21 protein-coding genes are annotated in these 20,468 nt (G+C 60.4%); 7 read left to right on the forward strand and 14 right to left on the reverse strand.

Annotation, left to right across the window (positions count from 1 at the left end; all coding sequences use genetic code 11):
* Window positions 1-62: 62 nt before the first annotated feature.
* The 12 genes from WB650_RS13635 to WB650_RS13690 form a co-directional block, all read right to left on the reverse strand.
* Entirely contained in the window at window positions 63-1,196 is a 1,134-nt protein-coding gene (locus WB650_RS13635; RefSeq protein ID WP_423960831.1) for a hypothetical protein, read from the reverse strand.
* A gap of 32 nt (window positions 1,197-1,228) precedes the next feature.
* Window positions 1,229-2,401, reverse strand: coding sequence for a hypothetical protein (locus WB650_RS13640; RefSeq protein WP_423960833.1), 1,173 nt, complete (start codon window positions 2,399-2,401; stop codon window positions 1,229-1,231).
* A gap of 187 nt (window positions 2,402-2,588) precedes the next feature.
* A complete protein-coding gene (locus WB650_RS13645; protein ID WP_422303034.1) occupies window positions 2,589-3,446 on the reverse strand; it encodes a polysaccharide deacetylase family protein in 858 nt (285 codons plus the stop codon).
* 16 nt (window positions 3,447-3,462) lie between these two features.
* A complete protein-coding gene (locus tag WB650_RS13650) occupies window positions 3,463-6,060 on the reverse strand; it encodes a M1 family aminopeptidase (protein ID WP_423960835.1) in 2,598 nt (865 codons plus the stop codon).
* 204 nt (window positions 6,061-6,264) lie between these two features.
* Complete coding sequence (locus tag WB650_RS13655; RefSeq protein ID WP_423960837.1) at window positions 6,265-7,845, reverse strand: alpha-amylase family glycosyl hydrolase; 1,581 nt, start codon at window positions 7,843-7,845, stop codon at window positions 6,265-6,267.
* An 18-nt stretch (window positions 7,846-7,863) separates the two neighbouring features.
* The gene (locus tag WB650_RS13660) at window positions 7,864-9,024 is read right to left on the reverse strand and encodes an amidohydrolase family protein (protein ID WP_422303031.1); all 1,161 of its coding nucleotides are present in this window, start codon (window positions 9,022-9,024) and stop codon (window positions 7,864-7,866) included.
* Between the two features lie 142 nt (window positions 9,025-9,166).
* Entirely contained in the window at window positions 9,167-9,337 is a 171-nt protein-coding gene (locus WB650_RS13665; RefSeq protein ID WP_422303030.1) for a BrnA antitoxin family protein, read from the reverse strand.
* A gap of 144 nt (window positions 9,338-9,481) precedes the next feature.
* Window positions 9,482-9,595, reverse strand: coding sequence for a hypothetical protein (locus WB650_RS13670; protein WP_422303029.1), 114 nt, complete (start codon window positions 9,593-9,595; stop codon window positions 9,482-9,484).
* A 216-nt stretch (window positions 9,596-9,811) separates the two neighbouring features.
* Window positions 9,812-10,189: a VOC family protein gene (locus WB650_RS13675; protein WP_422303028.1), complete on the reverse strand. Its 378-nt coding sequence runs from the start codon at window positions 10,187-10,189 to the stop codon at window positions 9,812-9,814.
* 8 nt (window positions 10,190-10,197) lie between these two features.
* On the reverse strand, window positions 10,198-10,443 hold the full coding sequence (locus WB650_RS13680) for a DUF2007 domain-containing protein (RefSeq protein WP_422303027.1): 246 nt from the start codon (window positions 10,441-10,443) through the stop codon (window positions 10,198-10,200).
* On the reverse strand, window positions 10,433-11,092 hold the full coding sequence (locus WB650_RS13685; RefSeq protein WP_422303026.1) for a DedA family protein: 660 nt from the start codon (window positions 11,090-11,092) through the stop codon (window positions 10,433-10,435). The genes WB650_RS13680 and WB650_RS13685 overlap by 11 nt, the downstream gene beginning before the upstream one ends.
* Window positions 11,093-11,217: 125 nt before the next feature.
* Window positions 11,218-11,760 (reverse strand): REP-associated tyrosine transposase, encoded by a 543-nt coding sequence (locus WB650_RS13690; RefSeq protein WP_422303037.1) that lies wholly within the window; start codon window positions 11,758-11,760, stop codon window positions 11,218-11,220.
* A 226-nt stretch (window positions 11,761-11,986) separates the two neighbouring features.
* Here WB650_RS13690 and WB650_RS13695 point away from each other — a divergent pair, with 226 nt between their 5' ends.
* Window positions 11,987-13,318 carry a citrate synthase gene (locus tag WB650_RS13695; RefSeq protein WP_423960840.1) on the forward strand — a complete coding sequence of 444 codons (1,332 nt, stop codon included), beginning with the start codon at window positions 11,987-11,989 and terminating at the stop codon, window positions 13,316-13,318.
* Between the two features lie 149 nt (window positions 13,319-13,467).
* Window positions 13,468-14,649: a PDZ domain-containing protein gene (locus tag WB650_RS13700; RefSeq protein ID WP_422302290.1), complete on the forward strand. Its 1,182-nt coding sequence runs from the start codon at window positions 13,468-13,470 to the stop codon at window positions 14,647-14,649.
* A gap of 82 nt (window positions 14,650-14,731) precedes the next feature.
* Here WB650_RS13700 and WB650_RS13705 read toward each other — a convergent pair whose 3' ends face one another.
* Together WB650_RS13705 and WB650_RS13710 are read right to left on the reverse strand one after the other, a co-directional pair.
* Window positions 14,732-15,664, reverse strand: coding sequence for a methyltransferase domain-containing protein (locus WB650_RS13705; protein ID WP_422302288.1), 933 nt, complete (start codon window positions 15,662-15,664; stop codon window positions 14,732-14,734).
* 4 nt (window positions 15,665-15,668) lie between these two features.
* Window positions 15,669-16,475, reverse strand: a complete 807-nt coding sequence (locus tag WB650_RS13710; protein ID WP_423960843.1) for an enoyl-CoA hydratase/isomerase family protein — start codon at window positions 16,473-16,475, stop codon at window positions 15,669-15,671.
* 228 nt (window positions 16,476-16,703) lie between these two features.
* Here WB650_RS13710 and WB650_RS13715 point away from each other — a divergent pair, with 228 nt between their 5' ends.
* From WB650_RS13715 to WB650_RS13735, 5 genes are all read left to right on the forward strand, one after another.
* Window positions 16,704-16,949, forward strand: a complete 246-nt coding sequence (locus WB650_RS13715; RefSeq protein WP_423960845.1) for a helix-turn-helix domain-containing protein — start codon at window positions 16,704-16,706, stop codon at window positions 16,947-16,949.
* 44 nt (window positions 16,950-16,993) lie between these two features.
* The gene (locus WB650_RS13720; RefSeq protein ID WP_422302283.1) at window positions 16,994-17,797 is read left to right on the forward strand and encodes a class I SAM-dependent methyltransferase; all 804 of its coding nucleotides are present in this window, start codon (window positions 16,994-16,996) and stop codon (window positions 17,795-17,797) included.
* A gap of 222 nt (window positions 17,798-18,019) precedes the next feature.
* Window positions 18,020-18,841: an alpha/beta fold hydrolase gene (locus WB650_RS13725; protein ID WP_422302281.1), complete on the forward strand. Its 822-nt coding sequence runs from the start codon at window positions 18,020-18,022 to the stop codon at window positions 18,839-18,841.
* A gap of 9 nt (window positions 18,842-18,850) precedes the next feature.
* Complete coding sequence (locus tag WB650_RS13730) at window positions 18,851-20,014, forward strand: acetyl-CoA acetyltransferase (protein ID WP_422302279.1); 1,164 nt, start codon at window positions 18,851-18,853, stop codon at window positions 20,012-20,014.
* Window positions 20,015-20,030: 16 nt separating this feature from the next.
* Window positions 20,031-20,459, forward strand: coding sequence for a Zn-ribbon domain-containing OB-fold protein (locus WB650_RS13735; RefSeq protein ID WP_422302278.1), 429 nt, complete (start codon window positions 20,031-20,033; stop codon window positions 20,457-20,459).
* Window positions 20,460-20,468: the final 9 nt, after the last annotated feature.

The following is a 20,468-nucleotide window of genomic DNA, read 5'->3' on the forward strand; positions in this document are numbered from 1 at the left end:
GCGGCGGGCCTAACGGCCCGCCGCTTTTCATTTCGGAGTTCGTGAAGGATCGCGCAGCGCTATTATTTCCCGGACCCGCTTAACGGGATCGTCTGTGGGGCGCCTGTCGCGTCGTCAAAGACGGTTACCGCGGAGGAGGCTTGAGGACCTTTCGAAGCCGGCTCAAATAACACCTTCAGCTTGCACTTTTTCTTCGGCAAGAGTTGCAGGTGGCAGGTCGTGACGCCGCTCTTGGGGAAGCCAAATACCTGCGGGCTGGCCGCGGGAACCGAAAATGCTATCGGGCTCGCGAATGTGATCGGCGGTCCGTTCTCGGCGCTATTGCTGAGAGTGAACGTTTCCGATTTTACCTTGCCTACTTTTACTGTGCCGAAATTCTTACTCGAAGGGCTGATCTTCAGGACATCGGGAACCACGCTTGGAGTCGCTGTGGGCGTGGGCGTTGTCGTCGCAGTCCGTGTCGCAGTCGCTGTGGCCGTGGGTGTCGCCGTCGGCGTCCGTGTGGGAGTTGCGCCGGTAGAAGTTGCGGTCGGGGTCGGGGTGGCGCCACCCGGTACCTTCAACGATACCTTGTCGATCGCAAAGTCGCTGCAATCTCCCGTGCAGCTCGTAATGCTGAAAGTGACAGCGTGGATGTTGCCCGCAGTGCTATCGAGCACGCCGATGAAGGTGGCGTCGCCGGCGACGTCACTCTCGACTGTGAACGGACCTCCGAGCGAGGTCATGCTGCTGTCGAACGGCTGAATCGACGCCGTGAACTGAGCGGGGCCGTCGGCCTGGATGAAGGCGCCCGCACCCGCCAGGTTCTTCGAGCTGAAGATCAAGGAGAGCGGACCGTTGCCGCTATTGCCGGTGTCCGCCGTCCAGATCAGGCTGTCGCCCGCGCTGAATCCACTAAGGCCGGCCAGGTTCCAACTGCAAGCAGCCGATGGGCACACCACGGCGACGAGGCTATTTGGACCCGCCAGAGAGACCGATCCAGTCACTCCGCCAGTGGATGTGAAAGAAGGAGTTGCGGTCAGCAAGGTCGCGTCGGCGCCCAACTGCGACCATACGATCGTATCGTTGGCGGCCAAAGCGCCGAGGCTGGTAACCAGCGCGACGCTATCCGCGCGCGCCGCGGCGGTCGCGATCAGTATCATGAGTATCGCGGCGCCGAGGCCTCGCAAGGTACGTTTTTGCGTTGATGCCCCCATTCCCTTAATCCTCCGTCCGAGTGCGCGAAGTTCTACTCGCATACCGCGCCTGCATCCGAGGTGAAGGTGTCGTTGTTGGAAAACTCGCTGATGCCTGTGCCTACCGATGGACTCCCGTAGAACCAGGAAAAGAACGCGAGTTCCTGCATATGATAGGTGAAGCTGTTTAGTGTCACAGACGGGAACAGGGTGCCGCTCAAGGGATCACCCACCTCAAAGTTGTTCTGACAACCGCTCTGTTGTCCGATATGTCCCCAAGCTGGAGTCAGATTGTCGCCCGTCGGATCGTTCACCCATTCGTTGACCTCATGACTCATGGCGGATATGTCCGAGACCCCCGAGAAAGCTCCGTTGCTGTCGAAGTCGCTCACCCCATAGGTTTGCACCGGGCTCGCGAACGCGTTGTGATAGCCGAGAATACAGCAGTTGTCGGAAGTTCCAGGCACAAAGGGGTCGGCCATCACCACGTTGTAGAGGACAAAAAGCGGGAAGGAGGTTGGGCCTCCTCCATGGGCAGTTACAAAGGGAATGAGAGTACTTTCGACAAAACTGTCCCAGGTGCTGAAGTCCATGACTCCGAGCTTGCCGCAACCGCCGTCGGTAAAAGTCCCGCCCTTGTTGGTCGGTACGGTGAAGGTCTGCTCGGCCAGGACGGTGGTCGGACTGAGCATCGTGTGGAAGCGATTTCCGGTGACAGATACGTTTTGCCAGAATTCTGCCCGCAGGAAGGCGTCTGCATACTGGGTCGTGCCGACACCAATACTGTTCATCGTGAAGGCAACCGACTGAAATAGCGGCGAATTTTGCGTCACCGTAGTCGGCACCTTCCCGCCCAGGCAAGTGGAGTCGGCGACCCCGGGATCAAACACGGTTCCATCGGGCATATGGACTTTTACCGGGACTATAAAAGTGGGAACGTTGGTCGTCCTGCTGCCATGGAAAAACGGACTGCGGCCCACAGTAACGCCTTGGTACACGTTGTCGTCCCGGCTTGAGGTAAGAGTGTAAATCCCCATCGGAACCGTGGTTGCGGCGGCCGCTCCCCTCAGTACCTCTTCGGTAGTTACGCCCTTCAGTTGTCCGTACGTGTAGTATCCGTGTAGCGGCTGGGTGATAGGCACAGCCTCCTGGGCCAGCGCGGGCGATGCCAGCGTGACCATGCCCGCCGCCAGAAAAACCAATAGCGACAACACTGTGCGCTTCATCTCAGACCTCCCCAATCTTCGAGGACGACGCTCCAACAGGTGAATTCCCTGAGAAGTATCATTTAGGTTTGTTTGTGGCAATAGAACTAATCAGAAGAGCAGAAATGGCGGGTAGCGACTAGTTCGCCTATAAGACCAGCTAAAGCAAGTGGCAACTACAATAAGTGGTCATTAGGCAGCGCGTGCCTCACGTTTGCATATCCGTGAGTTGATGCGCCTGCCGCCACGTTCTTGCGACCTCCAGCATCGTGACGAATTCGACGCCGCCATGGTTGCGGATGTGCCGCACCAGCCGCTCGAGCATCAACAGGCGGTGCCCACGGCCGATAACCTGCGGATGCATCGTCAGCGTGTACACGCCTTCGCCAACCCGATCGTAGAGATAGTCGAAGTCTCCCGCCCAGATTTCGTAAACGGCCGACGGCGACGACAGTCCCGGCTGGATTCCCGCGCGGCTGGTGACGTACTCGAAGGCGGGGAAGTCGTCGAGTCCCCACGTGAACGGAATCTCGACCACGTCGATACTCTTGCCGAAGACGTATGGACCGTCGGTGGAAGACTGGTCGCCCGAGCGGAGGTAATAGGGCGAGAAGTCGTCGCCCATCAGGCTCGAGTCGTAAACGAAGCCGCGATCGCGCAGCAACTCGACCATGTTGTAGCTGAGACCGGCGCCGGGCGAGCGGTAACCGAGCGGGCGCCGTCCCGTCATGCGAGTGAGCACCTCATTGCCGCGATCGAGAATCGCGGCCTCGTCCTCGGGGCCCTTCGGATGCGAGTGAAGGTAGCCGTGATTGGCAATCTCGTGCCCGCCGGCGACCAGCCGTTCCACGATTTGCGGATAGGTCTCGGCGCTGTGACCGGGGATAAACCAGGTCGATCGGATTCCCCATTCGCGCAGCATTGCAATCAGCCGCTCGGCGCCGACACGGCCGAACTCGCCGCGCGAAATTGCACTCAGCGAGCTGGCACGGAAGCCTCCTAGCCACAGCGAGATGGCGTCGAAATCAAAGGTCAGGCAGACGGAGATTTTCTTTTCAGTCTGCATCGCGATTGCTCCCCGTTCAGGCCGGCTTGTCGCGCGCGAGCGCCTCGACCTTTTCGAGCCGCTCCTGCAGCTTCTTGTTGTCGTCGCGCAGCTTGTCGATATCCTCACGCAGGCGCTGGCCTTCCTCGACGCGCGAGCGGCCCTCGCTAATAGACGTGATCGCGTCGTTCGCGTGGCGCTGGATGCGTCCGTCGAGATCGCGGTCGGCCAATCGTCGCAGAGCGGGCAGCGCGCGCTGATCTGCGATCTCGGCGAAGGCGGACGGGATACGCATCCGCATCATGAATTCGCGATCGTCGACCAGCGGCGCCATGAAATCGAGAATCTCGACGCGGCGGTTGTCCTTGAGCGCCGCAAATCGCGCGAGCGCTCCCACCGCGGCCACGCGGGCGCGCGCGGGCCTGCCGTACGACGAGTATTCGCGAGCAACGTCGATTGCGCGCTCGTCGCGCAACTCGGCCATCCCGGACAGCGCGTGCGTCCGTATCACATCGAGATACGAATCGCGTTTCAGGGCCTCCGTCAGATGCGCGAACGCGCGCTCGTCGCGCGTTTTGCCGAGCGCGAGCACCGCCTCGGCCTCGACAAAATAGCTTGCATCGCCTTTGGCGACGACGTCGGCGAGCGCGGACGCCGCTCGCGCATCGCCGCGGAAGTTGCCGAGTGCGCGCACAACCGAGCGCCGCGCCTTCGGATGCGGCAGCTTGAGTCCTTCGATCAGCGCGTCGAGCGCGGCGCTCGTGCGAATCGCGCCGAGCGCATTCGCCGCGTCGGCCTGCACGCCCCAGAATTTGTCGGTAAGCATCGCATCGCGCAGCGCGGCCGTCGCTTGCGGACTGCCCTCGTTGCCAAGCTCACGGGCCGCATTGGCGCGGCCGATCGCTTCGGGAGCGTGGCGTAGCGCGGTTTCGAGCGCCTCGCGTCCGCGCTTGTGCTTCAGCGTTTTCAGAATGTCGTGCTCGGGATCGAAGCGCACCGCCTTGGGCGCCTTGTCCATCGCAAAGGTGAAGCCCTGCTCGCGCTCCTTGACCTCGACGCGATGCCGCGTCTCGTGACCGTCGGCGTCCATCAGTGCGATCGTGACCGCGAACGTGAACGCGGACGCAATCGTATCGCCAGTCTTGTGGGTCTGCTTGACCGTGACGCTGAGCAGTTTTTTCTTATCGTCGAACGAACTCGAGACTTCTATTTCGGGATGCCCTTCCTTGTACACCCATTGGTCGAAGAAAAAATCGAGATTGCGGCCGGTGGTCTCCTCGAACGCGCGCTGCAGGTCCTGCGTGATCACGTTGGCGCCGCGATGCCGCGTGCAATAGAGGTTGAGCGATTTGAAAAACAGATCGTCGCCGGTGACGCGCCGAAGCATGTGCAGTACCAGGCTGCCCTTTTCGTAGAGATGGCGATCGAACAGATCGATCGGATGGCGATAACGGTTGCACACGATCGGGCGGCGGTAGTGATTGGCGTCCTCGTCCAGATAGCCCTCGCGATCCTGCCGGACGTTCCAGGCGAACTCGTCGGGCCCAAGATTTTCCTCGCACCAGAGCGCCTCGAAGTAAGTCGCGAAGCCCTCGTTGAGCCATGCGTGCGCCCAGTCGCGGCAGGTCAGCAGGTCGCCCCACCATTGATGCGCCAGTTCGTGCGCGACCAGAGGATCGCTCTTGAAATCGAGATGCGCGCGGGCGTCGTGCAGGGTGCTCTCGGTCTGCGTCGTCGCCGACGTGTTTTCCATCCCGCCGAAAATAAAATCGCTGACCGCGACTTGCGCGTACTTGGCGTAAGGGTAGGGCACGCCGATCACACGCTCGAAAAACTGGATCATCTTCGGCGTGTTGCCAAAGGCGCGGCGCGCATCGTCCTCGCGCCCGGGCGCAACATAATAAGTAACGGGAGTGTTGCCGGCGCGCTCTTCAATCATCGCGAACTCGCCCGCTGCCAGCGTGATCAAGTACGACGAGTGCGGGACTTCATGCCGCCAGTGAAAGGTGCGAGTCTTCGCCGATGGATTCGAAGACGTGCCGACGAGACCGCCGTTGGAAACCGCGGTGAATTTTTCCGGCACGGTCGCGATGACTTCGCTGGTGGTCCGATTGTTCGGGTAGTCGTAGCATGGAAACCAGTAGCGCGAGTCCTCGTCTTCGCCCTGGGTCCACGCTTGCCGGGGCTTGTTCGGATACCCGTCGTCGGGGCCGACAAAATAAAGTCCGCGGCGCGGCTGACCCGCGTAATCGATCGCAATCTCGATTTCCTCGCCAGCTTTCAGCGCGCGCGGCAGCGAGATCTTCAGCTTGCCGTCAGAGGTCTCGAAGGTCGCCGGCTCAGCACCCGCGCGCACGGCCTGAATCTCTAGTTCGGTGGCATCGAACTCAATGCGATCGAGCGGGCCGGTGATCGCGGACAGCCGATGGGTCGCGGTGCCGGAAATTTTTTTCGCGTCGAAGTCGAGCGCGACTTCGAGCTTGATATGACTGATGTTGGCGGCGCGGTCGCGCGCCCATTTTGCCTCGACGTGCGCCGGCTGAAACGCGCGGCGTCCACGGGCGAACGCGACAGTAAAGGCCTCGCGGTCGCCAAGCTCCTCTGCCAATTGATCTAAAAATCGCGGCTTATGCATGGCCGTGATGTTATGAACCGCGGTGGCGCCGCGCAAACGGGAAAATTGAATGCGGGGCTCCGCACCCCGCACCCGCGGCAGGGGTGACCCCTGCACCCAGTAATAGAGGCCAGAGAATCACAGGCTAAAGCCTGTGCCACCATGATCATCCGGAGAATCACAGGCTAAAGCCTGTGCACTATGATCCTTGAAGTGGCACCGGCTTTAGCCGGTGATTTTCGCATCGAGCATCACGATCACGCCCTCGTTCGGCTCAAGCATCAGCGAAGACTTCGCGACGTTCGACCGATCGGGCAACGTGCTCAGAAGAATCTTGCCGGCTGGGATCGCGATCGCGCGCGGCTCGGCGGTGAAATTCAGTGCGACAACAATGTGCTGCTGGGGAGTATCGCGACGGAATACGAGGCAATCCTCGGGCGCGCCCTCGAATGCGCGATAGCTGCCCTCGACCAGCGCCGGCGTTGATTTGCGGAGCTGGATCAGGCGCCCATAGAGCGCGAGCATCGAGTTCTGATCGTTCAACTGGCGCGCGACGTTGACAGCTTTGAAATCCCCGCACGGCAGCCACGTGTTGGCGCTGGTGGAGAATCCACCATTCGGAGCGTCGGTCCATTGCATCGGCGAGCGGCAACCGTCCCGTCCGACCGGATCGCGTTTGCGATCGGCGGGAATTGCCGCATCGCGCATCCCGATTTCTTCGCCGTAGTAAATGAAGGGCGTACCGCGCAGCGCAAACAGCATCATGGCCGCGACGCGCGCCCGCGCCTCACCGTCGCCGTCTCGCGAGTAGCGCGAAATATGGCGCGGAAAATCGTGATTCGAAAGTGTCCAGGTCGGCCACGCGCCGGGTCCGAAAGATCTCTCCGTCTGCTCAATCGCGGCGCGGAAGCGGCTCGCATCGTAGCGCGCCAGTAAAAAACGGAAGTTGAATGCGAGCTGAAGCTCGTCCGGCCGCAGAAAATCGGCGAGTCGCTCATGCTCTCGCGGCCAGGTCTCCCCCACCAGGATTCGTTGTTCGTAACTGTCAGAGACGCGGCGAAATTCGCGGATGACGTCATGAACCTCGGGCCGATCGTGGCTGTGGAGAGGATCCTGCGTACCCTTCGAGTGCCAGGGAATATCGGGATCGGTGACGGCGCGGGCAGGATTGTCACGCAGCTCGGCATCTTTGATGAGACCGGCGATCACGTCGATACGAAAACCGTCGGCGCCGCGCTCGAGCCAGAAGCGGATGACGTCGTGCATGGCCTCGACCACTCTGGGATTTCGATAATTCAGATCGGGCTGCTGTTCGAGGAACATGTGCAGGTACCACGACGCCGTAGTCGGATCGTACTTCCATGCGGAACCGCTGAAGGTGCTCTGCCAGTTGTTCGGCGGACGATCCGGCGAACCGGGAACCCAGATGTACCAGTCGCGCTTGGGATTGCTGCGCGATGCTCGCGACTCGACGAACCACGGATGCTGGTTCGAAGTGTGGTTGGGTACCAGGTCGACGATCACGCGGATGCCGCGCCGATGTGCGTCAGCAACCAGGCGATCGAACGCCGCGAGGTCGCCGAGGTCCGGATGGATGCCGCAGTAGTCGCTGACGTCGTAGCCCCAATCATCGAGCGGCGACGGGTTGATGGGATTCAGCCAGATCGCGTCGATGCCGAGCGACTCAAGATAGTCGAGATGCGCGGTGACGCCGTCGAGGTCGCCGATGCCGTCGCCGTTAGAATCGGCGAACGACCGCGGATAGATCTGATAGAAGACCGCGCGCTGCCACCAGTGTAGGGCCATCGCGGAGCCGTCGAGCAATCAGGCGGCGCGCGAGCCCATCATGTCCGCATAGTTGGTCGCGTAAAATTTCTCCCGCGCTGCCTCCGACAGATTCGGCGTCGACAGCTCGAACCGCTTCAGCGGATTGCGCCCGCCCTCGATGTGCGGATAGTCCGACGAGAACATGCATAGATCCGGGCCCGCCTGCTCGACGATCCATCCGACCGGCTCGTGCGGAAACGGCGTGAAGCGAAGGTTGCGGCGCACGTAGTCGGACGCCTTCATCGGCAGGCTCAGATATTTTTCCGACTTGACGAACGTCTCCTGCGAGATGTCGAGACGCCGCAGCCACGGCACGATCCACATCGCGCCCTGCTCGATACATCCGCCGCGCAGCCGCGGAAACTGCTCGAAGATGCCGTCGAGGACCATCGTCGAGAGAAAAATCTCGGGCATCATGTGGATCGCCATGAAATCCTTCGAGCGGATATTCTCGCCGCCGCCGAGGAAGTCGGTCACCGGCCGATCGTTGTTGTGAAACGCGCGCGGAATCGGGCGGCCGCCTCCGCCGACGTGCAGCATGAAGGGAACGTCCGCGTCCTGCAGGCGAGCCCACACGCCGTTGAAGTCGGGATGAGTCGGAGATTTTTTTGCCGGCGGCAACGACGGGATGTGAATCGCGGCACATCCCAACTTGACCGCCTCGTCGATTTCCTTCTCAGCGAGCTCGGGGACGTCGAGCGGGATGAAGCCGACCGCGAGCAGGCGCTTGTCGCCGCGGCAGAAGTCGGCGATCGCGCGGTTGTGCGCGCGGGTGCCGCCGTAGAGGACCTCCGGCGTCGACCGAACCTGGTCGAACTCGCCCCAGAAATGCGTGATAGCAAAAGTCGTAAAGACCAATTGCGAGCTGAAGCCGAGCAAGTCGAGCGCGCGCCGGCGTTCGTCGGGATCGAAAGCGCCGAGCGCTTCCCATCCCTTGCGCAGCATCAGGTTCTTTTCCGCATCGGCGACTGCGGCCGGATCTTTCTGACGATCGTTCGCATGCGCGATCGCCTTCTCGACCATCCTGCCGCCCGATCCAATCGCAAGCGGGTGCAGCTTCTCACGGATGTCAGGATCGGCGTGAGAAATCAGCCAATCGCGAGTCTCCATGATGTGACTGTCGGCGTCATTGAAGATTCTACCTTCTGCGTATGGCATCGCGATAACCTCGGCTCCCGTGGAATTCGCGCGGCGTTAGATCGCCTGCGAGTCTCGATTTCAAGATAGTTAAGGACGAGCGCGTCGTACAGAGGCAGCTTGGCAAATCGCCAACATCCGTTTGACTACGATCAAGGGAGCATCACTGTGCGCTTTTTCGGACCGTACTCTTGCGATCGACCCGTTCACGCGTCTGAACGAAGGCACGAAGCACGGCGTTGATGCGCGTCTGGTAGCCTTTGCCGTGCGCCTTAAACCATTCGAGGACATCGCCATCGAGACGGATATGAATGTCCTGCTTGGCGGGCGGCAAGCCTACAGTGACCTTGCTCTCCCAATCATCGGGCAGCGGCCCTTCGTCCCCGTGGCCAGCCGTTCAACTTCCGTGCGCGACATCGCCTTGACGCGCTTCCAGTCGGTCCTGCTCTCGCCGCGCGCGACCTTCCGTCTGATCTGGTCAGCCGAAAAGCGCGATATATTTTCGCTCTTCCGCATCTCTTGCTCTCCTGAACGAGATAAGTCGGATGGCGTCCGCACGTTCGGTCCATACGACAGCGAAGAATTTGCCCACTAAAGAGCCGACGGTTACGAAGCGTTCTTCGCCGTGCCTCGGGGACGGATATCAGTACACCGGACGGCCATCGAACAACCGCGCCGCGTCCATTAGATCAAGGCCATGCACGCGCAAATTCATCGAGCGCTTTTTCTCATCCCACTCGAAGTCCATGAAAGCATGTATCCACAACTATGTACACAGTGTAGCCAAGAGGCGGGGACTGATGCGAACTCAGATCGGCTGGCCTACATCTATGCGGTTGCCGTCGGGATCCTCGAACACGAAGGCCCGCAGACCGTAGTCCTTGTTCTGAATGCTCTTGATGATGCGTAGTCCATGCTGCTGGCATATCGCGTGGAGCGCATCGACGTTGTCCACCATCATGTGCGCGACGTTGAATGATGCGGCCTGGTGATTCGGCTGAAGCGTCAGGTGCAGCTCGGCCTGATCGCGTTTCAGGATCATGAAGCCGGCCGGAGTGCCGTTCTCGAAAACCTTGGTGAAGCCGAGAGCCTTGGTATAGAAGTCGCAGGCTCGGTTGATGTCCTTGACCGGGAGCATCGCGGCGATTCTTCCAAAGCGGATGCCATGGTCGGTGCCGTCGCTCATCGCCTATCTCACTTCTCGGTGAAGCCGAGATCGTTCAAGCGGTCGCGCGCGTCTTTGGCGGCGTCGCGATGGACCATCAGGCGGACAGGAACGCCGGCGGTTGTGCCGAGCATTCGCGACGACGCTGCGTCGAAGACGAACGACTCGATGCCGGCCTCGTTCAGATAGTCATGCGCCATCCGGACCGGAGTCGGATCGATGCTGGCGAAAATTTCCTCGAGCTCGGACGGGTCGGGCGTTTCATTATCGGGCATTTCGTTTTTGTTCCTGCTCGCGAGTAGTCGATGCGGTCGTCATTCCCCTCAGCCGATTATAGATGAGGGCGGCGGCGCCGACTATCAACAGGATTGCAATCAATGCGTCGAAGCGATGAAAGTACGGCGCGAGGTCCTTCCAATGCTGTCCGAGCTTCATCCCGATGTATGCGAGCGCGAGACACCATATATATGAGCCGAGCAGAGTGTAGATGCTGAACGGCAGCAGCTTCATCCGCGACACGCCAGCGGGAAATGCGATGAAGGTGCGGACTACAGGCAGCATCCGGCTCCAGAAGACGGTGTGCGAACCCCATCGCTCGAAAAAACGGTCGGCGATTTCCAGTTCGTGTTCCGCGACCAGGACATACTTGCCGTAGCGCTCGATAAAGGGGCGTCCGCCGTATTGTCCGACGAAATACGCGACGTACGATCCGAGCAAGCACCCGACCGCGCCCGCAATCGCGACCATCTGCAGCCCGAAGCGTCCGGTCGCGACCAGGTAGCCCGAGAACGGCATGATGATTTCCGACGGCAGCGGGATGCATGCGCTCTCGATCGCCATCATCAGCACGACGCCGCCGTAGCCGAGCGTGGAAATCGTCGCGATGATGAACGCGGAGAGTCCCGAGATCAGTTTGTCGAGCATTCGAGACAGAGTGCCATGACGCAGCGCCGGTTGCGAGAGTAACAACCTGAAGCCTGTGACACCAAAATCCTAGCTACACAAGAATCACAGGCTGAAGCCTGTGCCACACAAATTTTGAGCTCACTTTATACCGGCTTTGAATCGTCCGTCTTCACGTAGAGCCATTTGTATTGGGCGGGAGATGATACCAGGCCGTTTTTCACCGCGTTCTGGCGGATGTATTCGATTCTGTCGTGCCACTCGGCTTCGGATCTTACGATGTGGTCGAAGCTCTCATCCATCCAAAGTGGCACAGGCTTCAGCCTGTGGGATTGCTCCAGAAATTGATTGACCTGTCTTGCAGAGCGGCCTTTGATCAGCTGAAGAACCCGGCTCAGTTTGTGGGACTCTATGAGCCTGAAGATCGTGTGGACATGGTCGGGCATCACTACGGCCGCATCCAAATCAATGCTGGTGCCGTTGCAGGCTTCGATCGCGGCCATGATGAGATCGCGAGTCCGGTCGGGAAGCTGAATCCCGCGGTTGCATCGGAAGGTTATGAAGTAAGTAGCTCCTGGTGCCTGAAGGTGTGGGAGATTGCGGCGGGTGTATGTCAGCTCTTTAGATTTCCAGGGATCTACAGATTGGAATCTTGGCGGAGCGGTCTCGGATGGGTTCCTCGGTTGCATGGCGGAAATCACAGGCTAAAGCCTGTGCCACCAGATTTCGAGGGTCCTTGGGTTGCATGGGGAACCAAAATCACAGGATGAAGTTTTGTCTGAAGCCTGTGGCCCCCGAATCAGGCGAATCACAGGATGAAGTTCGTGGCGCCAGCCTGTGGCACCTTTGGACATGAAATGGCGCATACTGTATTCATGTTGAACCGGGGCAGCATGCATAAGTCGAGGGACAGAGATGGCTAATAATACCTTGAGCGTGACGGACAATCGGACTGGGAAGAAATACGAGCTGCCGATTGAGGAAGGCGACGTGATTCGGGCGGCGGATTTGCGGCAGATCAAAGTCGGAAAAGATGACTTTGGGTTGATGTCGTATGACCCGGCGTTCACTAACACCGCGTCGTGCCGCTCACGGATTACGTATATCGACGGCGACAAGGGCATCCTGCGCTATCGCGGGTATCCGATCGAGGAGCTGGCCGAGAAGAGCAATTATCTCGAGGTTGCGTACCTGATTGTGAAGGGTGAGTTGCCCGACCGTGAGCATTACGAGCGCTGGGAGAACAACATCAAGATTCACACGATGGTGCATGAGAATATCAAGAAGTTCATGGAGGGGTACCGCTACGACGCGCATCCGATGGGGATGCTGCTCGGGACGGTCGGCGCGCTCTCGACCTTTTATCCCGACGCCAACGATATTCACGACCTCGAATCGCGCCGGTTGCAGACGCGCCGCCTGATTGGCAAGATGCCGACGCTGGCGGCGTTCGCCTATCGGCATACCAAGGGCCTGCCCTACGTCTATCCCGACAACGATCTCAGCTACACCGGCAACCTGCTTTCGATGCTGTTCAAGATGACGGAGCTCAAGTACAAGCCCGACCCGGTGCTCGAGCGCGCGCTCGACGTGTTGTTCATCCTGCACGCCGATCACGAGCAGAACTGCTCGGCCAATGCGATGCGCGCGGTGGGCAGCTCGCAGCCGGACCCGTATGCATGCGCGGCGGCGGCAGTTGCAGCGCTCTATGGTCCGCTGCATGGCGGCGCGAACGAAGCCGCGATCCGGATGCTGATGGAGATCGGATCGGTGTCGAATATTCCCGCGATGATCCGGAAGGTGAAAGAGGGCGAGCGCCGGCTGATGGGTTTTGGGCATCGGGTGTATAAGAATTACGACCCGCGGGCGAAAATTCTCAAAGAGATGGCGGCGCAGGTGTTCGAGGTGACTGGGCGCAATCCGCTGATCGATATTGCGATCGAGCTCGAGCGGATCGCGCTGCAGGACGAATACTTCATCTCGCACAAATTGTATCCAAACGTCGATTTTTATTCGGGAATCATTTACCAGGCGATGGGCTTTCCGATGACGATGTTCCCGGTCCTGTTCGCGATACCGCGGACCTCGGGATGGATGGCGCAGTGGGCCGAGATGGTGCGCGATTCGGAGCAGAAAATCGCGCGCCCGCGTCAAATTTACGTCGGCGAACCGATTCGGCACTACTCGGAGCTGGCCTCGCGGCCAAAGCCGACTCAGCGCGAAGATGCCGTGAGTGAAGCTATCTAACGATAGTTAGAAATTCTCAGAAGCGTCTCGCCGTTGCTGTTGGTAACTTCGCGATCTATGGTTGGCCTAGACGCAATTCCCTGCTATCAGTAGTGAGGGCGCTTCGATTAACATTGGAAGCGGCCAATCATTAAGGAGGCGGTGCTGAGATGGGCAAGAACGGAGGCGGCCAGCCAACTGAGGCCATCTTCACGCTGGAAGAAGCGCTCATGCGTTTCAAGCGCAAGAGGGACGAAGCTGGCGCACAAACCAGGGTCGAGAGCGTTGCTGAGGGCAACGTTCATTACGTCGACTTTTCAACCACGGTCGAGCCCGAGCATAAGGGTAAGGCGACCACCTATCTCGAATCGGCATTTGACGACGCGAGTGTTTCCGCTCAGCACGACGAATCGAACGCCGGGACTCCGGCGGGCGAAGATATCGTCGCGGTGATCGACGGCATTCCGCGCACACTCGCCGAACTCGAGAGAATCGCGGCCGCCGAGAAGGCCTACGACCGGGATTTTCCCGAGCCGACGCTCGAGAGTGCCGAGGTCGAGGATGATGACGACCTCGAAGCGGGCGACATGGATCTCATGGCGCACGAGACGAATCGGCACTCATTGATGCGCGACTACGCGTTCACCGCGATGGGCACCGCGCTGATGGTGCTGGTGGCGGTGCTGGTGATGCACGTGCCGATCGTCAACAACAACAACCGTCCGACCCTGATGGCGCAGAGCATCGCGACGCCGGCGCTTAAGGCGTCCTCCTCGGTCCAGGATACGGACGATCTGATCTCGTCGTTGGTCATCGTGCCGGATGCGCAGACGCAAGAGGCGTCGGGGCCGCCGCCGGTCAAGGCCCCTGAGCTCGAGGCTCGCATCAAGGATACGCTCAAGGGGAGCGCCTTCCCGGACATTGGTGTCTCGGTATCTACTAAGGGCGACGCGTACCTGGCGGGCGAAGTCTACAGCCTGGATGAGGCGCACAAGATTTCGCAGATCGTGCACAACGTGAACGGCGTGAATCGGGTTCACTTCCTGCATCCGGACGTTCGGCCTGCCGGCGGCCCTGCCTTCTTTGGCGTAGCGACGGCGTCGGCTCCCGCAGTCTGGGGCGCGAAGGTGAAGAGCGTGATTATCGGATCGCCGGCGGATAAGGCGGGAATCAAGCCGGGCGACGTGATCAGCGAATTCGATGGAAATACCGTCCCCGACGCTAGGTACCTCGACCTGCTGGTCACGCACTATTCTCCCGGGCAGCGCGTGCAATTCCGCGTGTGGCATAACGGCCAGCCCGAATACCTGGTTGCTCGTCTCGGCGAAATGACGACGATGGCGAGCCGGTAGAATCACAGGCTAAAGCCTGTGCCACAGTGTGATTGAGGGGGCGGTTCTTCGGAACCGCCCTTTTCTTCGGCTCGCGCCGATCTTACGACTCTTCCGGCCAGGGTTTTTCGGGAATCGGTGCTTTGAACGCCCAGGTGAAGGAGCCGTGCGTGCGCCATAGTCGGCCGCCGCGCTCGACAATCGGACGCAGGTGATGCTCGAATCTCGCCTGCTCTTCCGGAGTGAAAATTTCCCGAATCACTTCTCCGTTGGTTGGAATCAACGGGTTGCCCGATGATTTCATCAACGTGTTCCAATTCATCGGCGGCATCGGGCCTGCGCCCAGATCGAGTTCAACGTGCACGCCAGCGAAGCCCGCGGCGATGGCCATCATCAGCAGATCGCGTTCGTTGAAGTTGAGCATCGCATCATTGACGTGCTGGTATCGTTTCTCCCAGTGGTCATTCAGTCGCTCGATCAAGTCCTTGACCGCCGCGCCTTCGGCAGAATCGGGGTCAGCCCAAAACCTTCTCCGCCAGTATTCGGAGTATTCGGTGATGCGTTGATCGTCGATCGGCTCGAACAGCGCGGTGCGTCCTCCGGGCTTCAGCACACGGAAGAATTCCCGGAAGGCACGCGGCTTGTCGTCGATATAAATGAGGACCGAACGGGTCGTGACGAGATCGACCGATTCACTTTCGATTGCACTCAGGTCTTCGGCGCCGGCAGTCACGAACGTGCATCGATCGAGCACTCCCATCTGTTCGGATGCGGTGCGAGTGAATTCGACCAGTCGCTCGGAAATGTCCGAGAAGATTACCCGTCCCGTCGCGCCGACCAGATCCAACGCGCCGAATCCGATCAGCCCCTCGCCCGCGCCGACGTCGAGCACGACCTTGCCCTCGGCGAGTCCGGCCTTCTTGAGCAGCCGCTTCCGTAGCATCGTGAGACCGCGCAGTTGGATTTCGGCAGCTTTCTGATCGCCGCCGAAACGCGTCTCGGCGAGCCATCGCGACCATTTGTCAGGTTCAGCCATAAAATCACGCGCGCGGGGCGTAGCGCGGTTTGCGCTTCTCGAGGAATGCGCGCGCGCCTTCCTCGATGTAGCCGGCGCGAACGCATAGCACCTGGTTGCGATCCTCGATTGCGACCGCCTGCTCGAGGCTGCCGGCGTCGATACTCAATGACAAACATTCCTTGGTCAGGCGCAAACCGAGCGGCGAGGTTTCCGTCATCTCGAGCGCGAGCTTGGCCGCGGCCGAATCGACCTCAGCATCGGGCATCAGCTCGGATACCAGGCCGGTCGCGAATGCTCGCTGCGCGTTGATAAAGCGTCCCGTCAGCATCAGCTCGGACGCGACCGAACTGCCGACGGCGCGCGGCAGAAAATAGCTCACGCCCATATCGCACGCAGTCAGCCCGATGCGAATGAACGCGGCGTTGAAGCGCGCCGACTCACCCGCTATGCGCACGTCGCATGCGAGCGCGAGTGCGAAGCCACCGCCGGCTGCTGGTCCGCGAATCGCCGCGATGAACGGTTGCGGCGCGCGGCGCATCGCGACGACCAGGTCGCTCATCCGGCGCTGGCTCTCGACGGTGTCGGTGGTCGAGGCGCCAAGCCCGGTGCCGCCGCGATTCTGTTCCTTGAGATCGAGACCGGCGCAAAATGCGCGCCCCGCACCCTTCATCACGACCACGCGCGTCTCGGTCTGCTTCGGCAGCCGATGCAGGAAGTCCTCGAGCTCGGCGACCATCTGCGCACTGAGCGCGTTGAGGTTGTGCGGACGGTTCAGCGTCAGCCACGCCACCGCGCCATCGTTTTTAATTTCAATCGCCTGGTATTCCATCGCAAGTCGCCTCCATCTTTGCGCGGCATTGATTTCTTCTGCCGACCTCTCGCTCAACATAACGCAACCTGACGCACCTTCGCCAAGATACGCGACACCTGACTGGCGGGAATCGTCAGTATTGACTTAACATTGGCACGGTTAGAGGCTGGTAAACGGGTCTGCGTGAGACATTAAGCGATACAGTTCGTCAAAGGGGAAGCGAGAGAAATCTCCATGGGCGTTACGATGGCATCCGCCGAAGACATTCTGACCATCGCCGAGTTGTCCGCGCATCTCCGGGTTCACCCGACTACCATCTACCGCTTGCTGCGCGAAGGACGAATCCCAGGCTTCCGCGTCGGCAGCGCATGGCGCTTCAGCCGCGCGGCAATCGAAGTATGGGAGCACGAGCAAGTCGGTCCGATTGATGGGGATGGACACGCCGCCGCGCCGCCCGCGCGCAAAGCGAAAGGCCGTAAGCCGCGCAAGTAGCGCAAACTTTTCCGCGCGCCCGCTTTTCTGTCATTGTCGGCGATATGGCCGCAGACGAAATCTCGCGAGACCGAAGACCTTCACAGATAGCCGCGTACTTCAGTCGTTTGTCCGACACCTACGGCGACGGCGTGTACTACGGGAATCGGCGCAAGGCCGTGCTGGAGGCGATCGCGCCGGAGTTTGCGGCCGCGCGTGAGTTGCTCGACGTCGGATGCGGCAACGGCGCCTATCTGACTAAGTTCATCGCGGCACCAGGCAGTCGGCGCGTCACGGGAGTCGACCTGACCTTCGAGATGCTGCTGTCGGCGCGCAATCGAGTCGGCGGGCCGTGCAGGTGGATCCGCGCGAACGTCGCGCAATTGCCATTCAAGCCCGAATCGTTCGATTTCATTTTCGCTAGCCACGTGATCCAGTTCATCGGCGACGTCGAGGGCGTCGTGGCGGAGTTCGTGCGATGCCTCCAAACGGGCGGAGTGCTGATAGCAACCGGGCAGCGCGACGACGGCGTGCGGCAGATGCTGAACGCGATCGTCGGTGAAGAGCGATGGCGTGAGTATCGCGAAGTGATCTTTCGGCGCGCGGCGCGTCGCGAAGCCGACGCGCGTCCCAAGGATCGCTATCAGAATGCGTTCATCAAGGCGGGCCTGCGGGTCGAGGAGCGTGCAGCACCGTTCACGGTCACGTGGGCGGATATCGACGAGTGGATCAGAATCAGGTGGATGCCGTTGTTACCGGAAGCCGAGCGCGACCGCGCCAACGCGATGCTCGCCGACCTCGCCAAGCAGGGTGTCCCGCAAACCCTGACGCAGCACGAACCGCTGATCATCGGCCGGCGCGATAGCTGAGATACAAAAGGAGCGCTTCGCGTTTTCGGAGACCGGTACCGGCTTCGCGTGCGCGAAGCTGTCCGAGGCCCGTTCCTCCCGTCGCTAACGCTCCCGTCGTCAGGGTGACAGAATGAGATCGCATTGCTCGCTTCGTTGAGATGAAAATTTGCCGGGTTTGACGGGGGCGGGGTTGACCTAGTAGCTAACGCACAAAAGCACGTGGCGGAGAGTTTTGCGCCGATGCCAACGCAGACGAAATATACCGACGTCAAGGGATACGCGACTTACTACTATTACAATGGCGCGACGACGCTGCCGGATGTGGTGCCGGACTTTTCGCGCGGGCGCAAGATTTTGTTTGTGCATGGCGCTGGATCGAACGGGCACACGTGGCATCGGCAGATCGAGGCGTTCGGCGGCAAGCATAGTCCGATCGCACTCGACTTGCCCGGGCATGGGCGATCGGCGGGCGTTGAAGGGTTGCGCACGGTTCATGACTACGCTGATTTTGTCGCGGCGTTTCTTGATGCGTTGAAGATCAAGTCTGCCGTGATCCTCGGACATTCGATGGGCGGCGCGATTGCGATGGACCTCGGGTTGCGCCACGCCGCGCGAGTCGAAGCGTTGATCCTCAGTTGCACGGCGCCGAAGTTCAACCTGACTCCCGATCGAATCGAGGAATTGCGGGTGATCACGATGGGCCGGGCGCCGCAAGCGTTCAACACTGACGGCTATTCGCCGAAGACGGTGAAGGAAAACTTCGACGTTGTGCGCGAAGGCTGGATGGAACAAATCAAGACTGATCCGCGCGTGCGCTACACCGACATCCTCGCGTGCTCGGAGGTCGATTTGCGCGACGCGATCGCAAAGATCGACAAGCCTACTCTCGTGCTTGCGGGTGCTGACGACAAGGGTACGACGCCGGCTGACGCGGAGTTTATCGCGAGCAAAATTCGTGGCGCTACTGCAAAGATCATCGCGGACGCGGGTCATTACATTCCGCGCGAGCGTCCCGCCGAGTACAACGCCGCGATCGAACAATTCGTCGATACGCTCAAGTAGGAATTGATCATGAGTTTAAGCCGCAAGACTGCAGTGGCCGGGGTGTTTGAGCATCCGACGCGATTCGCGCCGGACAAGAGCCTGTTCCAGATAATGGGCGAGAGCGTGCGGGGCGCGCTGGACGACGCCGGCCTGACGATAAAGGACGTCAACGGTTTGTGCACGACGGGAATGGGCATGGGCGGGATGGGGATCGTCAGCTTGTGCGATTACCTGAACCTGACGCCGAACTTCGTCGACTCGACTTCGATTGGCGGGTCGTCGTTCGTCGCGCATACCGCGCATGCGGCGGCCGCGATTCATGCCGGGCTGTGCGATGTGTGCGTGGTAGTTTATGGATCGACGGCGGCGTCGTCGCGGTTTGCGATCGGCACGGGTGGAGGCGGTGGCGGCGGAGGCGATCCGTGCGACCAGTACGAAATTCCGTTCGGGCCGACGACAGTTGGGTCGTACGCGATGATCGCACAGCGGCATATGCATGACTACGGGACGACCTCGGAGCAGCTCGCCGAGATAGCGGTCACGATGCGGCTGCATGCGTCGATGAATCCTGCGGCGAAGTATCGCGATCCGATCACGGTGGAAGACGTGCTGGCGTCGCGGGTAATTTCGTCGCCGCTGCATCTGCTCGATTGCTGCATCATCAGCGACGGCGGCGGCGCGCTGGTGATCACGTCGGCCGAGCGCGCGCGCGATTTGAAGAAGAAGCCGGTCTATATCCTCGGCACGGGCGAGACGGTTCGCCACGCGGCGCGCGGGCAGCGCGATTTTTTGGAAATTGCGGCCGCGCAATCGGGGCGGCTGGCGTTCGAGCGCGCGGGCGTCGCGCACAAAGATATCGACATGGCGATGATTTACGACTCGTTCACGATCACGGTGCTGGCGACGCTCGAGAATCTCGGCTTCTGCAAGCGCGGGGAAGGCGGTGCGTTCGTGTCGGGCGGGCGGCTTCGCTTCGACGGCGAATTCCCAATCAATACTGATGGCGGCGGACTGTCGTCGAACCATCCGGGGATGCGCGGGATTTTTTTAGTGATCGAAGCGACCAAACAACTGCGGGGCGAATGCGGTCCGCGGCAGGTCAAGGATTGCAAAATCGCGCTCGCGCACGGCACCGGCGGCACGCTCGGCACGCGGCATTCGGGCGCGACGCTGATACTGAGCAACCAGTAAAACGGTCGGTGAAAAAATGGCGGAACAGACGCAGGCGAAAAAATACTCGAAGCCGCTGCCTCATTTAGACGAAGAGAATCGTCCATGGTGGGAAGCGCTTCAGCGGCACGAGCTTTATATTCAGAAGTGTCGCAAATGCGGCGACGTTCGCTACTATCCGCGCGTCTTATGCACCAATTGCATGTCGTCGGATACGCAATGGATCAAGTGCAGCGGGCGCGGCAAGGTCTACACCTTCACCACTACCTATCAGAACCAGGCGCCCGGATTCCGCGAATCGATCCCGTATATCATGGCGTACGTCGAGCTGGACGAGGGTGTGAAAATGCTCACCAACATTATCGACTGCGCGCCAGAACAGGCTAAGATAGGGATGCCCGTCGAGGTCGTATACGAGGACGTCACGCCGACGGTGACGCTCGCGAAATTTCGCCCGGCGAGGTGAGGGCACATT

This window comes from Binatus sp. (SeqCode), assembly GCF_049584895.1.
Lineage (GTDB): Bacteria > Desulfobacterota > Binatia > Binatales > Binataceae > Binatus.